This is a genomic window from Metallosphaera yellowstonensis MK1 (genome assembly GCF_000243315.1).
GTDB lineage: Archaea > Thermoproteota > Thermoprotei_A > Sulfolobales > Sulfolobaceae > Metallosphaera > Metallosphaera yellowstonensis.
The window spans coordinates 955,942-968,953 of sequence record NZ_JH597761.1 but is presented as its reverse complement, the minus strand read 5'-3'; the positions used below and the strand labels follow the sequence as shown (position 1 = coordinate 968,953).

The following is a 13,012-nucleotide window of genomic DNA, read 5'->3' as shown; positions in this document are numbered from 1 at the left end:
TTGTCCAGTCTATTGAGAGGTCTATCTCCTTGACTCCCTTCAGTACCTTCAAGGACATTTCCTCACTTGTTCCAAGAGTTTCTCAATAACTTCCACCCCTTGCTCCTCCACGTAATTCCTCACGGTCTGTGGGGACACGCCGTACGCCCTCGACTTGTTCTCTACTGAATCGTTCCACAAACACGCTGAGATGAGGGTTCTCGCCACCTCTTCCCCTCTCTTTCCCTTGAAGTTCAGCATGGAAAGTAATTTATATCCTATTTGTTGAACGTTGTTTGGTGAGGGAGATGGTGTATTATCATCTCGCTCTCACACGTGGTAATACCACATCTCCCTCACCTTAAACCTTTCTACAACTGAATTCTTAATACCCTTATAAATCCTGTTATCTATCATGAATCGATATTATCCTGCTGGAGTTATTTTTCATAATATGATTTTGGGTCTACCGAGAACGAGGAGTCCCCCAGTCCCAGGGCCTTGACGTCCCTGTGGAGCTCCTCGATCTCCCACCCGACAGGCCTCCTCGATCTCCTCCTCGCTGAGCGAGAGGTCGGTGGTGTAGAGGTACCTGACGTGTGTCCCAGAGTCACGTTTATGTTCCCGGACTAACAACTTTACCGTAATCGCTCGGCCTCCCAGGGTCAGGTCGGCGTAGTAGACTCCGGGGGGGTATCCCACTGGGAGGTGTCCCTCCACCTCCTCGAGGGTCCCCTGGACCGACTCGACCCTGAGCTCGGTTGGACTTGAGCTCAGACACCACGTTGTCCGTCACGAGCTTCTCGGACAGTACTGGAGTCGAAGACGACCCTGGCTACCGGAAGCGCCCCTTGAGCACGTCCAACATCTCCCTGGCCAAGTCGATCTTGGTCTTGAACTCGGTGACCATCCCCATATTCAACATCTTCCTCACGGCGTAGGGGAAAACCACCATGAACGTCCTGCCCGTGGAGAGGTCCACTATGGCGACCGTGAGGAGCTTGGCCCTCTCGAACCTCCCGTGGGTGTGGCAGTAGGTCCAGTAGTTCCCGGGGGCTCACGTCTACCCGGAGCGTCGTGGTCAACGGTGTCGTCTATGATGACGACCTGACCCTTCACCAGCCCCGACAGGACCTCCAGTCCCTCCACGCGTCGTCGAGTTCTCCCAACGCCCCCAGCAGGTTTGCGTAGTCCAACCCGAAAGTCTCGGCCGCGTTCCTCACGCTGGCCCTCCCACCTACCAGGACCATGAGGACTAGCGCCAGTTAACCTTCCTGCTCCTCCCGTTCCTCCCGACCACGCCCAGCCTGTTGACCTCCCTGACCGGCCTCTCCCTAGCGAACTCGATCTGTCCCTTTCCGCACCTTTTCAGCGGGACGACGTCGAAAAACTTCTCGCCAATACCGACTTCCCCGTATTACCTCCCTAAGATTCCCATAACCGCTGTTACCTTCTTTAACCACTTCTAAATACGCCACGGGCAAACACTTAGTCCCTGCTCATCTGTGCCTCCAGGTGGTCATCTCCTTCAAAAGTAAATCCTTTAACACTCTCTTGAGTTTCGCGTAGTTGGTCTCCAGATCCTTTATCCTCAGGCTCGCTCTCTTGAACTTCAAACAGTCTGAACATTCCACACGTATATAGCCCTCCTCACCTCTCAAGGTCACCGGGAGCTCCTCCCCGTCAAGTACCAGGGTAATCCTCTTCCCCATCATGATCTCCCTCATGGATACTCCTTTTAACGCCGAATTTATGATACCTGAGAAGTTGAGGTTAGAAACTCGGTTGACGTGATTTCTCAAGTGGAGGTATGCCCTCATGGATAACTCCTTGCAGGTGTCCCTTTCCCTAAGTGAGTTCAGACACGAGTAATAGAAAGTGCAACGGCCCGTGGAGGCAGGTTGTAGGAAGGCAGACCTGTGAACCCTCTTCGTGGATAGGGTAGTTGTGGTGGGGCACTTGAGTTTAAGGAGAAGCAGTCCTCCCCTGATCTTGTATTCCGCTATGACCTTCCCGCCTGCGGTCAACTTCCCCCTCTGAATCACCAACTTGGGTAGCTTAGTCCTTGGGGTAACCAACTTCTCGGACTTCTTGAGCAACTTGAACTCCTTTAACTCGGTAGAGGAGGAGTGAGGAGTGTTCATGTCCCTTGCAGGGAACATCCCCAGTTCTCCCAGAGTGACTTTGGACCACTCCTCGTGGGTCGAGTTGCCTCCCACATCCACTAACATACCTCCATCCAGTACCATAGACCTCACCTGAAGATAGGCTGTGATGGACCTGAGCCTCCTGGCAAGTATCACTCTTTCAGTCCTCCTCACACTGGCGAGAGAATACACGACCTCTACTCCCTTCCTCTCCAAGCTTCTCCCTTCCTCGAAGTTGGCAGGAACAACCAACGATCCTTCCCCTGCAAGGGAAGCTACGATTTCCACCCTCCTCACGGAGTACCTCAACCACGAGATTGGGGAGTCATATGTGTACTGGAGCACGCGGAAGGGCTTATGATATCCCTCGAGCATCAACTCCTCGCTGGTGTTAAACAGTACGTAATCTGCCCAGGCTATCAGGGAGGGAGTGGCGAAGTTACTGACCACAACTTCAGTTTTCTCCTCTGTGGATCTGCCCAGTTCCCAAGGGAGCAAAACGTCGGCATCTTCTGCCTCGTCTTTCAGGTAACTCAAGAAGCTCGAGTCGAAGCCCGGAACCACCAGAAGGTACCTTCCCCTGTCTATCTCGGAGGCTATCTCTCTCGCTAGTTTCTTCACGTCTTTTGAGAGATGTCTCGCCCACTTTTATCTTTACGGGGGGTCGAGTGCCTTTTACCCTCATGTGTGGCACAGGACTAGATCTCAAATCCTGGTAAGGACATCTCTCCCGTGAGCCTCGACCATTTATGACAGTTACTAGATTTGACCTTGATTACAGGGCGATATTTAAGGGAAAGTTCCATAACTGCTGCATACAGTTTTCCGCTGAATGATACCACTATAGAGATTAAGTCTTCGACCAGTTCCCGCTCGGGTGTTTCGTCCTCCCTTAGAGTAACTATCTCGTAGTTGTGTGCTCTGCACATCTCTTCAAGTATCTCGAAGCCGAACCTCACCAGCCTGTCCGGGTAGGCTATGGTTTTTGACACCTCGTTGTTTAGTATCATCCTGAGCAACTTGAGGAACCCCTTCCTCTTCACGTTCAATGAAGATCCCACGTCGGTTATCACTTGGTCGTTCTTTAACGTTCTCCTCAAGGTATTTAACTTGGTTTATCAAGTCGTCCTTTCGTGTATTTGATGATACCCTAGCGTATAATACTACTTTCCTCTTCCTAACAATTCTCATCAACTTTTCCACGTCATCCCTGAACCTCCACTTCCCGGTCTCTAGTACATGTTTAATGTAACCCTTCTTAACGTAGCTCTGCAACGTGCGGTAGGATATTTCCGGTTTTGGCGCACTTCCTTAGGTTTCAGCATTACAATTGAACTTACATACAAAGAGTATAAATTTCACGGTTTATCGGAACTACTAACAACAATGTGGACTCAGCTGTGGTGAAGTAGAATTCACATTGCATAATAGCTTGAAATAACTATTCGCAATGGATCCGTGAATCGCTCCCTTTCCGGCAGAAAGGTGGCCAAGTGCAGTGTTGAAACGCTCAAGTTCAATGCAATACTAGTAGCGGTTTACGATTCAACTAACTGTTCATTACGAGCTCGTGTTCCGTTAAAAGCAGTGCTTGGGGCATTTCCAGGACATTGGAGAGGTATAGGGGGAGCGACACCGAGGAGGAGAGCCCCAGGCACGTGAGTGGTGTCCCGCCACGTCACCTCTCTCGGCGATAACACTGCAGTCTCTCGTATTCCTCATAGAGGCTACAAGTTATACTCAATTTATCCTAGATAAACGACCCTAATTCAGGAGAGATATTACAATTCGTTGAGAGGATCCTAATCACCGGACGTGTTTTGAAAAATAACTTTTTAAAGTAACATTGTAAGGAGAAAAATATGAAAGATGAAGATGTAAAGGAAATAAATCAGATTAGGAAAAAAATAGCAGAGGTGACGATAAAGCTAGTGCTTTACATAGTCCTCTACGTAGTGGTGGAGGCACTGGTGAACAACCTTATCTTCCCTTTCCTGGAGAGTTTAAAGTTCTACCTACCGACTTCTTCGGGCTCCGTAGCCATAACTAACTCCATCGGAGGGTATCAGCCATACGTTAATGTACTCCTTTCGCTCCTTTTCGGCTACCTCATACTTCAAGCCTTCATCTCAGTGGTTTACTGGAACCTTAGGTTAAAGTATGACCATCCAACTGCAGCTTCCATGAGGAGCGTATTGAGATTAGTAGGGGTAGGAGCCCTGGTGGCGGCCATAGCTGGAGGAGTAGCTGGAGGGACATCGGGAGTTGCCCTGGGCGGGTTCTTGGGGATAGTGATAGGCTTCGCCTCCCAACAGGTTTTAGGTCAGGCTTTGGCTGGCCTCTTTCTCCTCCTCTCCAGACCCTTTAGAATAAAGGACCACATAAGCGTCACTGGAGAAGAGGGAACTGTAGAGGAAATAACCACTCTATTCACCTACGTTCTCAAATCCGATGGGACGGTCGCCATAATCCCCAACAACACCGTGTTCGGGAATAAGATATATCTCTTCCCTCCTAAACCGCCACAGGAGAGTAAACAGGGCTGAATCCTTTTTCACGTTGATAGAAATCTTTTTATATTTGTTTATAACAAACTTTTGTTGATGAATAATGACCTCCCACACCGATGTGGGCTATGCCCAAAAGGGTGGGAGTGATTGCAGAGATGTGAGCAACGTGCCGTTTGGCTCGAAGGAGTCCCATGACCCACCTACCTTAAGTGGGTGGTTGAGGGCTAAGTCCGTGCACTTGATTATGAATGAACATAAAATGATTGAAATGAAAGTGTAGGGATAAACGGGAAGCCCGGCAAAAGTGACCAATGCTTTCCTTTTTAAACCTGGATCCATCCAGTCTAGTGAAATGAACCCCTTGCTCTTGATACTATTAGGTCTTGCAGTAGGTGCGTTGACTGGGATCACGGGTTCCTCCGGAGTGCTAGTGGTAGTGCCTGTATTAACTTTCCTTGGATACTCGTTCCAAGAGGCCGTGGGTGTCAGTCTGGCCATAGACGTCATCACCACGACCTCAGTGGTCTATGCCTACTTAAGATATGGAGACGTGAAGCTGAGGGTGGCTGGGCTCATGGGAGTGGGGGCGGTCCTAGGAGCTCAACTGGGAGTGAGACTAGCCCTTTACCTGAATCCGACTCCCCTTGAGATAGCGTTCTCACTCTTTGCTGGGATCATGGCCGTGGTCTCCTTCCGTAGATCGATTAAGGGAGTTAAGTTAGATAACATCAGTAAAGTGAGGAGGGGGTGGCTGGCCCTTCCCTTGAGTATCTGCGTTGGGGTATTAACCGGAACCCTAGGGACCAGCGGGGGGATAATGTTCATTGCCATAATGATGATGATCTACTCCATGGACGTTAGGGTCATGATAGGCACTGGAACTTTGGCCATGCTCCTCTCAGCCCTGAGTGGTAGCCTGGGCTATGCCATCTCAGGAAATTTAGATCTGGCCACGTCATTGATCATTGGAATAGCGGCGTTGGGTTCTGGCTATCTCTTCTCAAAGCTCGCCCATAGGTTGAGACCCTCCATAATCTACGCGTCTTTGGGGACCGTGTTCGTGATAACTTGCCTCTCTGAGGTAATAAGGCTCATCCGAATGTGAAAGCGTTCAGATCATGTAGGGAAGAAAACGTTATTATTTGATAAGCAGGATTAAACCTTGAGCGGGGGTGCCCGAGCTAGGCCAAAGGGGGTGGACTGAGGCTCCACTGGAGTAGTCCTGCGCGGGTTCAAATCCCGCCCCCCGCACTTCTCTCCAGTTCCTGAACCTTGAGAATTTTTGACCTAAAAGTGAAGTTAAGGGCGAAGACTTCGCCGTTTATTACGTAGATGGACGTTCGGTGCAACTTAAACTGTGGAACCTCGACGTAAAAATCCTTAAGAGTGCCCACGTGGGCTTTAAGATCTCTTCCTAGGTCTAAGTTAGACCCTGTACCTGAGTTTCCCCACTAGACCACCGAAGGTCTTCCTAACCCATTCAGCCTCTGGTACCTCCTCGCCAACTATGTATACCTTAGTTCCATACTTCTCCGCTTCCTGGGCTATCTTCTCTAATTCTGGCCTACCCTCGTCGTAGACTATCATTTTATCTACAGCGCCCATGCTTAAGGCCTTGTTGACCTCCTCAATTCCATACACTACTAACCCGTCATCCTTTGCCATGTGATACTTCAGCTCCTCGATGAGATCCTCTATCTCAACGTATTTCTGATTCTTGAGCAAATCCTTTGATTTCATTACCATCTCCCTCAATCCTGCCTCTCCCTGATAGCCTATGTCCACCAGAGGAAGGAGGATGAGCTTCTTCAGTCTGTAGTCCAAGTAGTCCGAGTCGTAGAAATCCTTCTTTGCGTACCCTGGTCCCCCCAACAGTATACCCTTGAGCTTCCCGCTTTCCAAGTAAGGGAGAAAGTAACTGTTCACCTTCTCTCCGAAACTCTTCAGGAAATCATGATATAACTCCTCTATTATTCTGTCAATCCTTCTTTGTGATTGTCCTCCCATCATGTGTTTCCCAGGTACGTAGCCCTCCTCCTCGTCTAGTACCTCTATCCTGGAACCCCTAAGTAATCCTATGGTGCCTTGGTCTCTCTCCACGATCAAGAGACCGTAAACGTCGCTCGTCTCCACCATGTCCTCCAGGAACTCCGTGTGAAACTGTTTGTCTGTCCTGTAGAAGTACACTGTGACCTTCTCTGGAGGGGAGAACATGTAACACTTGAATTCATTGGTATCGAAGTTTTGCCCGCAAAACATCACGAGACCTGTCTCTGGTACCTTGTTTATGGTCACCAGCCTGTCTATTGCAGACGTGATAGCTGACTCCACAGCGTCCCTGGTCCTCTTCAACTTTATGTTCTGTGCTATGGATGCCTCTTGCCTAAGCATGTTCACCACATCTGAAACAGGCCTGCCCGGGGGTATGTAAAGGGATAGTAGTACGGTGGCTGGAGCACTCCATTTCTTCAACTCCCTAAGTAGGACCTTGAGCTCCTGTCTACTTATCTGATACCTGTCAAAGACTCATCCCTGATCAATTAGATTGGGGAAGCCGGGAGTTAAAAAATCAGTGTCTGAAGACGTGACTTGAATCATATCGTGTGAAAATCGATATCTAAATGGAAAGCGAAAAGCAATCAAGACGATGTGTTTACCCGTGGCGTAACTTACCTTCTTTAACCACTTCTAAATACGCCACGGGCACCCCTGCTGAGGGCTCATACACGGTCACCCCCAGATCAATAAGGCTGGTCGAGGGAAACTTAAATACCCTCCCGTCCTCGTGAGCGGTGCCCGTCATCAGTTAGGAGGTCATCAAAAGGAAATTCCTTGGTAACACCATATGAGCATAACCCACGTCGTATTGGATTTAAAAGTGATTAAAATGTTTAAAAGTTACGCAGGAATGTTATAGTCTTTAGGCCTTTCCTCTAAATTAGCCTCCTCCTCCTCATCTCGTCCTCAATCTTGTTCAAGCTTATGGGAGGCCTGACTCCGTAGCTTTCCTCGAAGTCCCTCTCCAACTCACTGACCTTTACGCCCTTCCTCTCCTCGAGCAACTTCCTAACCAAGTTTATTTCGTCCTCCCAATAATTCCAGGGGTACATGAACCAGGCCCATTCAGTGATTATCTGGGCGAAGAAGTCTGGCTGATACTTTGACGAGGAAGCTATGTGTTGTAACGTTGCAGTCCTTAAGACTTTAGGCGAGAAGTTCTCCGTAACGAACTTGCTGGTCAAAATGAGGCTATCGCCTGTATCTGTTATGTCGTCAACTATCAGTACCTTCTTATCGCTCAGATCGACCTTGTAGGGATACTTTATCCTCGCCTCAGGAGTGTGGGAAGCAGTCACCACCCAGTGCTCCACCTTGAGGGAGAGTACGTCTACCACACCTAGGGCGTCGGCCAACAATCTGGCTGGCACCAATCCTCCCCTAGCTACTGCTATTATGACGTCTGGAGAGTAGGATACCTTTATCTTCTCTGCCAACTCGTCTGACAGCCTAACTATGTCAGCCCAAGTCACAACCTTCACTGGAATCTTGGGCAACTGTAAAACCCTTCACCCGTTTTATTTGAACCTTAATCAATTTTATGGTTCCCTTGAGTCGGTTTGAACACTTGTTGCGCTGTAGCTCTGTGGAGAGTCGAAGCTCTGCCTGAACCTATCTCGTGACTGACCACCACGAGATCTTCAGTTCGGCCTCATCGTCCTAGACTTCGCACCGTTCTCTCAGCTGACGCCCGCGTTAGTATGTAAAAAGAGTAGAGATAGTTTCGTGAACTACCCCGCCCTAACGGACAGGGCTTCCTGCTTCAAAGCCGAGGCTTGCCCAAAGGGTAGAGGTCTCAGCTCCACAGGCACTAAGGGTCGTTCCGACCCCGAGCACTAATGTGAACCCACAGTATCCCAATATGGGACTGTTGAATGGAGCAGAGGCGTACCACATAGACCCTCGCTTTAACCAAGGCGTCTCAGTGACGCTTACTCCGTCAGTGACTGCCATTAATAGAATATTTGAAAAATACGCATTTAAATGTAACTACAAAGGGGGCTATCCATCTCCACCCTTACGGATGGAGTCTTCCGCCCCCTTTGAACCCCTTGTTAAGATAAACGTAAGAGAGTTCAATCCCATACAGGGGATAGGAGCTCGTATGTTCCGAGCTTACGTCCTTATCCTCTTTCGAGATAAGGGAGCTCACTTTAACTTCTCGTCAAGCCACTTCTCCCATAGTAGTCCGTTCTCGTCCATCCCTCGCACTATTTCATAACCCATGGACATCCACAGGGCCATCCCTCCTATCATGTACACTGCTCTCTTCTTATAGAGGTGTGGCATCCCATAGGTAGCCACCCTAGCCCTGTTGCCGTGCTCGCATATCACAGCAACTTCCTTGTCGCTGAAGTACTCTGAAAGTACCTCAAGGTAGTCCATGGGTATTAGGAGGGCACCAGGTATGTGATGGTCCACATACTCCTCTGGTGTCCTTATGTCCAAAAGGAGCAACTGGTTCCTCTTCCAGAGTCTCCTCACCATGGACGGAGGCATGTCCACAACATTCTTGTAAAACGGAGTCGAGTACTGCTCTATAATCTGCATACGTTAACATCGTTAAAGGGGGTTTAAATATTTTCCTTTTGATTTGTTCTAATACCTAAGTGGTAAAAATTACTCTAAAATAAATTAAATGGTTTTATTTAAAGATTTCACGTCTAAGGTAAGTTTTTAAAATGACGCCAGAGAAGTGTAATTGTGTAGTTAACGATGACCGATCTATTCGAGAGATTCAGGGATAACTTGGCAAAGTACAAGAGAATGGGACTGAACCCGCTTTCGCTGGCAACCGGTTGTGCGGTAAAGGTGGATCTGATAGACACGGTCTACCCGGCCCTGGAGAAGATTAGGGCGAAACTATTGGAGAACAACATAGAGCTTATGCCCAGGGAGGATACGGACATCTTCATCAGCAGGGAGAGTGAGACCTTAAAAAGGGTTATAAACGGAGGAGAATTCGACGCCGACAGGGCCGTGAGTCTGATCCAAGTCAATCAAGAGACTGCCGGTAACCCAGAGAAATTCGCTGAGTTCCTCATGAGAGTCTACACGGGCGTGAAGACGAGGAGGAGGCTCGTCGTAGGAAAAGGGCACTCCATAGTTACCACCAACCCTAGGGGAGAGGTGGCGGTGCTAGACCTCATAAAGCTGGACGGAGGGAGGCTAAAGTCTTACACCTTGGCCAACAACGACACCATACAGATTGTTGATCCCCTTGAGGATCCGGGTACACAAATGCAGGTTGACGTTGGGGTCTCAAACTCCCTTAACGATCTCTTCACCAAGGGAGCGTTTCAGGACCTCAAGATGATCCCGGTGGCTGACGCACCTGATCCTGAGCTCAAGGAGAAATTGATGAGGAACTTCGAGAACTTCTCCAGAAGATACAACGTACCAGTCATTGATGAAGTACAGCCCAGCACTGGAACCCTGATGATAGGTGCTACGATCATAGGTAGGTCAGATCACGAGTTGCCAACCTTTTACGACAGAGTAGACGAGGGAATGGAGATCCTGGTAACTAGGCCAGTTGGAGAGCTGACCCCAATAAACGTTCACATGTGGCTTCTGACAGTACCAGAGTTATTGGAGCTAATGGAGTCTAGAGGTATCACCCTCGGGAAGGTCGAGGAGGTTAAGAGCAAGGCCCTCAGGTACATGTCAGTTCCTAACTTTGCGACGGCGAAGGTTATATACGAGCATCTTCCTGAGTTCGGGGGAACGTTTGACAAGGACTCTCACGTGGCCATGACCACAGATGTCACTGGTCCGGGAATATTTGTAATAAAGGAGTTCGCCGATAAGGCTAAGGTCGACGTGGAACTCTATGACATACCAGTAGTGGACAGGGACATCTGTGAATTTGCAACGGAGAACTTCATAATTCCAAACTCCACTGCTGGAACCAACGGGGCTACAGTTTTGTTTGCTTCTAGGAAAGTAATTGATAATGTGGCCCAAAGACTGCAGAGAGATGGACTGGAACCAAGAGTTATTGGGAGAGTGATAAGGAAGGGAACAGGAATAGTGTACGTCAAGAAAGACGTGTGCAAGTTGATCCACAGGGAGAATATACTGAAGTACTTTAAGGTGAGAGATTCTTAGCCCGAATGGCCCGTCTGAACTCGAGAAATTTCAGCAGTTATTAGATTTCGCCTAGATTACAGGGTGGTACCTAAGGGAAAATCCCATAAATGCTGAAATTAATTTCTTGTGCATTAATCACCGGCATAAGAGGAACCTTTTGGAAGCGGATAGTGGACTTTTGGAACTAAGTGATCCTGTTAGCGGTTAGACCTAATAGGCTGGCACTTCTGGGAATTATTGATAACTTAGGATGTTCTCACTCCCTGTGAGTCTCTTTCTCCCTGCAAACCCTTCCTCAACGTAATGCCAGTACCTTATGTCGTCTTCGTCTGCCTTCCAACAGAGGTATGCAGGCCTATCGTTTATGACAGCTGGAAAGTCCACCAAGCCTAGTGAGACGTCCCTAATTATGATCCCCTTTTCCGTTATGTCCCTGACCACTGAGTCTACCTTCAGGGAGTAGTGCTCTATGAATTCTTTCTTTCCGCTCAGGAGTGCCCTCTCGGCGTTCAAGTGGGCCTCTCTGAGCTCTTTAAGTTTCTCCCTGACCCACGGGAGGAGCTCCTTGGCGGTTTTAAGGTCAAAGTACTTGTACTCCATCCACATATGAAATTCTCCCATGACATTTTAAACCTAAGTAAATCAGTGAGTTAATATCGTCACTGTTCTGCCCTTGTAAGGCTCATCATCACATTTGAGTGTTGAGGGGAAGATTTAGTGGTTTACTGTTAACTGAGTTCCTCAACTACGTCAATAAATTAGGACGTTTGTGAGGAATTCGCCTACGCGTAATTTGAATTACCAGCTAACGAGATTTTCCCATGGGTATCACCCTGTAAGAAAGACGTAATGCAATGACCGGTGTTGGAGCTCCTCGTTTATCCGGTCCCTCAGTGAGCGGGTCACGTTCCCCTGAGCTCGAAGAGGGCTCGCGACTACGTATTCCTTTAGGCGTACCACGAAGGAGCGAGAGTAGGGAGCGCGAGCTAAGAAGGGAGTCCCTAGGAGGGACGATTCTACCTTGAATGCCTAACCCTCCGTTCATGAGGCTCATCGGTCACACTTACCCTTACCAATGGCGTTCCAGTAAAACTCCGCGTTTCTTCTGTGGGCCCTCGCCACTGTCCCTGAAATCTAGTGAGTTCCTCACTGGAGGCGCTCGTTGAATCTGTCCTCTCTCGTAAACGTCTAGACCTCAGGTCTTCAAGGGTTTTAACTTTTGAACAAGTAAGTAAAAATATGAACAGAAGAGTCAGGTTATCCGGCGTTCTCCTCGTCGTAGGAACTACACAGTTCTGGGCGTTCACCCTTTTGGCAGAGGAGCTTTACAAGGGATATAACTTAAATTACAATTATATTAGCGACCTAGGAGTTGGACCGACGTCCTTCATCTTCAACGGGTCTGTCATAGCCTTAGGGATCCTCGTGCTAATGAGCGGAATACTCATAGGGAGGAAGTCACTGACGACCCTTTTCGTGATAGGTGGGCTAGGTATGATCGGGGTTGGGATATTCCCTGAAACCACGGGGCCCCCTCACCTGATCTCGGCTCTGTTGGCATTCCTCTTCTCCTCGTTGGCCTCTTTTCCGGCTACAAGGATGGTGAGGGGGAGTGTGAGGGTTCTCTTCCCGATCTTGGGGTTGACCTCCTTGATCTCTCTGGCTCTCTTCGTCTTCAAGATATTTGGAACCTTGGGTCCTGGAGGGGTTGAGAGGTTCATAGTTCTACCCGATCTAATATGGGCAACTTCCTTCGGTTCCCTAATCTCGGGAGGTGAAGTAGTTGAGGCTTAAGAGACCTCCCAGAATAAAGGTGTTGGAGGCCCTGGGTTCCATAGCCGATGGTAGGATAAGGAAAGAGGGAGAGAAGTACAGAGTGAGGTCGTCTGAAGGCGACAGAGAATATGAAGTCTGGGTTAAGGGTGACCTAGCCTATAGTGATGATAATGGGACTAAGTTCAGACATTATGTGGGCTATCCCATAATAGCAGTCCTGATGATGGAAGGGAGGTTACCCTTCGACGAGAGGATAGCCCGATCGCTCAAGGGTGTTCCCTGGAGGAAACTCAACGAGGAATTGAAAAACTATTCGGCGGTAGAGGATCTGGTTATCCAGGAGGCTGAGAGGAGAGGTGTTAAAAGGGAGGAAATCGATTTGTTTGTGGAGAAGGTATTAAATGAGCTCGGGAGACTTAAGCTCAACGAGCCTACCTGAACCCCTCCCCT

The 13,012-nt window shown here is 48.8% G+C and carries 12 protein-coding genes, 1 tRNA gene and 3 pseudogenes; 7 read left to right on the top strand and 9 right to left on the bottom strand.

The genetic code is table 11. The features are described 5' to 3' along the window. From METMK1DRAFT_RS05835 to METMK1DRAFT_RS05820, 4 genes and pseudogenes are all read right to left on the bottom strand, one after another. A pseudogene (locus METMK1DRAFT_RS05835) lies at positions 1-240 on the bottom strand (DUF4322 domain-containing protein); the annotation flags it as partial. Positions 241-452: 212 nt separating this feature from the next. Then, positions 453-1,351: pseudogene (locus METMK1DRAFT_RS20020) on the bottom strand (IS701 family transposase); the annotation flags it as partial. A gap of 127 nt (positions 1,352-1,478) precedes the next feature. After that, positions 1,479-2,747, bottom strand: a complete 1,269-nt coding sequence (locus tag METMK1DRAFT_RS05825) for a hypothetical protein (RefSeq protein WP_009071697.1) — start codon at positions 2,745-2,747, stop codon at positions 1,479-1,481. Between the two features lie 77 nt (positions 2,748-2,824). Continuing rightward, positions 2,825-3,451: pseudogene (locus METMK1DRAFT_RS05820) on the bottom strand (IS607 family transposase). A 537-nt stretch (positions 3,452-3,988) separates the two neighbouring features. Between METMK1DRAFT_RS05820 and METMK1DRAFT_RS05815 the strand changes: the two are divergent. The 4 genes from METMK1DRAFT_RS05815 to METMK1DRAFT_RS05800 all read left to right on the top strand — a co-directional run bounded on the left by METMK1DRAFT_RS05815 (position 3,989) and on the right by METMK1DRAFT_RS05800 (position 5,887). Continuing rightward, positions 3,989-4,672 (top strand): mechanosensitive ion channel family protein, encoded by a 684-nt coding sequence (locus METMK1DRAFT_RS05815; protein WP_009071692.1) that lies wholly within the window; start codon positions 3,989-3,991, stop codon positions 4,670-4,672. Positions 4,673-4,736: 64 nt separating this feature from the next. Beyond that, positions 4,737-4,916: a hypothetical protein gene (locus tag METMK1DRAFT_RS05810; protein ID WP_009071690.1), complete on the top strand. Its 180-nt coding sequence runs from the start codon at positions 4,737-4,739 to the stop codon at positions 4,914-4,916. Between the two features lie 24 nt (positions 4,917-4,940). Further along, on the top strand, positions 4,941-5,741 hold the full coding sequence (locus METMK1DRAFT_RS05805) for a sulfite exporter TauE/SafE family protein (protein WP_245544564.1): 801 nt from the start codon (positions 4,941-4,943) through the stop codon (positions 5,739-5,741). 61 nt (positions 5,742-5,802) lie between these two features. Then, positions 5,803-5,887 (top strand) — tRNA-Leu (locus METMK1DRAFT_RS05800). A 174-nt stretch (positions 5,888-6,061) separates the two neighbouring features. Here METMK1DRAFT_RS05800 and prf1 read toward each other — a convergent pair. The 4 genes from prf1 to METMK1DRAFT_RS05785 form a co-directional block, all read right to left on the bottom strand. Next, on the bottom strand, positions 6,062-7,144 hold the full coding sequence (gene prf1 / locus METMK1DRAFT_RS05795) for a peptide chain release factor aRF-1 (protein WP_048087457.1): 1,083 nt from the start codon (positions 7,142-7,144) through the stop codon (positions 6,062-6,064). Positions 7,145-7,289: 145 nt separating this feature from the next. Next, positions 7,290-7,439, bottom strand: a complete 150-nt coding sequence (locus METMK1DRAFT_RS18150) for a hypothetical protein (RefSeq protein WP_009071683.1) — start codon at positions 7,437-7,439, stop codon at positions 7,290-7,292. Between the two features lie 130 nt (positions 7,440-7,569). Further along, positions 7,570-8,190, bottom strand: a complete 621-nt coding sequence (locus METMK1DRAFT_RS05790) for a phosphoribosyltransferase (protein ID WP_009071680.1) — start codon at positions 8,188-8,190, stop codon at positions 7,570-7,572. Between the two features lie 652 nt (positions 8,191-8,842). Then, positions 8,843-9,244: a rhodanese-like domain-containing protein gene (locus METMK1DRAFT_RS05785; RefSeq protein ID WP_009071676.1), complete on the bottom strand. Its 402-nt coding sequence runs from the start codon at positions 9,242-9,244 to the stop codon at positions 8,843-8,845. 165 nt (positions 9,245-9,409) lie between these two features. Here METMK1DRAFT_RS05785 and METMK1DRAFT_RS05780 point away from each other — a divergent pair, with 165 nt between their 5' ends. After that, positions 9,410-10,804: a SelD-related putative sulfur metabolism protein gene (locus tag METMK1DRAFT_RS05780; protein WP_009071674.1), complete on the top strand. Its 1,395-nt coding sequence runs from the start codon at positions 9,410-9,412 to the stop codon at positions 10,802-10,804. A 216-nt stretch (positions 10,805-11,020) separates the two neighbouring features. On the opposite strand, the gene METMK1DRAFT_RS05775 is transcribed toward METMK1DRAFT_RS05780, so the two are convergent. Further along, entirely contained in the window at positions 11,021-11,386 is a 366-nt protein-coding gene (locus tag METMK1DRAFT_RS05775; RefSeq protein ID WP_048087455.1) for a DUF2203 domain-containing protein, read from the bottom strand. A 639-nt stretch (positions 11,387-12,025) separates the two neighbouring features. Between METMK1DRAFT_RS05775 and METMK1DRAFT_RS05770 the strand changes: the two genes are divergently transcribed. Further along, a complete protein-coding gene (locus METMK1DRAFT_RS05770) occupies positions 12,026-12,580 on the top strand; it encodes a DUF998 domain-containing protein (protein ID WP_009071670.1) in 555 nt (184 codons plus the stop codon). After that, entirely contained in the window at positions 12,570-13,001 is a 432-nt protein-coding gene (locus tag METMK1DRAFT_RS05765; protein WP_009071667.1) for a hypothetical protein, read from the top strand. The genes METMK1DRAFT_RS05770 and METMK1DRAFT_RS05765 overlap by 11 nt, the downstream gene beginning before the upstream one ends. The last annotated feature ends 11 nt before the right edge of the window (positions 13,002-13,012 follow it).